Origin of the sequence: Methylophaga sp. UBA5088 (assembly GCF_002414625.1) — a bacterium.
In the GTDB taxonomy this organism is placed as follows: Bacteria; Pseudomonadota; Gammaproteobacteria; order Nitrosococcales; family Methylophagaceae; genus Methylophaga; species Methylophaga marina.
In genome coordinates, this window is the sequence record NZ_DIAC01000080.1 from 2,513 (window position 1) to 4,109 (window position 1,597).

At 41.6% G+C, this 1,597-nt stretch carries 2 protein-coding genes; both read left to right on the plus strand.

The features are described from left to right. On the plus strand, positions 1 to 256 hold a 256-nt coding region (locus B4K20_RS10190; protein ID WP_289282803.1), incomplete at its 5' end, for a neutral zinc metallopeptidase. A 130-nt stretch (positions 257 to 386) separates the two neighbouring features. Continuing rightward, positions 387 to 1,597: PTS transporter subunit EIIC (locus tag B4K20_RS10195; RefSeq protein WP_289282804.1), on the plus strand; the 1,211-nt coding region annotated here is incomplete at its 3' end.

The following is a 1,597-nucleotide window of genomic DNA, read 5'->3' on the forward strand; positions in this document are numbered from 1 at the left end:
GCAAGAATTACAGGCTGATTGTTTTGCTGGCATCTGGGCACATCACGCGAATAAAGCAAGGCAGTTATTAGAAGTGGGCGATCTGGAAGAAGGATTAACAGCAGCCAGTGCTATTGGCGATGATACATTACAAAAACAAGCCACCGGCGTGGTGCGACCTGACTCATTCACACATGGCAGTTCGGCTCAACGCGTGTCATGGTTTAAAACCGGCTATGAGAACGGTCATGTTGAAGCATGTGATACATTTAAGTGAATATAATACAGATTAGGTTTTCACGCTTAAGTGATGATTTTTATAAATTTATGAGATATTGCACAGCTTTTTCACTGTGTTTATGTTTCAATTAGAAAAAACTTTTATAAAAGCTTTAGGGAGAAAGAGATTGAAACAACGAATGCTGTTATGGATAGTAGCAACACGTAATAGTTTTGTTTCTTTACTCCCGTTGACATTACTTCGTGTAACACTCGACTTACTTGTCTATTTCCCCTGGAATTCATACCAAACGTTTATGACGAACTTGTTTGGTGATGGTTGGAAAGAGCCATTAACTCAGATGACTCATCTTACGTTTAGTTTTTTTGCCTTGGCGCTGACAACCATTATTGCTGTTCAATTAGCCTATAAACTTAACAGTCGGAGCACATCTGAAACTGATGTGCCCACACCTCTAATGATTGCTATCAGCGCGGCCATAAATTTTATCGTTGTGTTGACTCTATTAGGCTATTCGGCTCTTAGTTTCAGTATCGAATCAATGATGCTTTCGATCATATTAGGCGTTGCAACCGCTGAATTAATCTCATGGTTGACACATAAACGTTTACCAGACTTATTACACCTATCCATCGAATCAGATACGGCTTTTTATAATGCCATGCGATTAACTCCGACCATTGTCCTTGTCGGGGTTTTCTTTTTTCTGCTTGCCGCTTTTCTTGCTGTATTGCCCGACTTCCCCGATGCGTACAATACAATGACAAGCTGGGCACAGAAAACAGGGTACGGTGCATGGGTGCTCAGCACACTCACCGTATTGATTAATCAAAGCTTATGGTTTGTCGGCATTCATGGTGGAATTGCTATTGAGTCATACCAGCAAGGGGCATTTTTTATTAATGATGTTGTTGCCATCAGTACTGATTGGGTAACACGGTCTGTTTACGAAAGCTTCGTTTTAATAGGTGGCTCAGGCGCAACCATGGGATTGGTTATCGCCATATTAGTGGCCACACGCACAGGTGTTCAAAATAAGGTCGCCAAAATTTCAGTTATACCTAGCCTCTTTAACATTAACGATATTTTGATTTATGGTTTACCTATCGTTCTTAACCCTCGGTATTTAACCCCCTTTTTCGCCGTGCCACTGATATTGATGGCAATATCATTGCTGGCCTTTCAATCAGGCTTGATTGACGTAGTCAATTCATCCGGTGCGACCTGGACTACACCACCTCTTTTATCAGCCTGGTTAATCACTGAGTCATGGTACGGTGTAGCATTACAACTACTGTCAATCGGTATGAGTACAGTGTTCTATCTACCCTTCGTTCGTAAAGCAGAGGTTTACAGACAGCAACAAGAACAACTGGC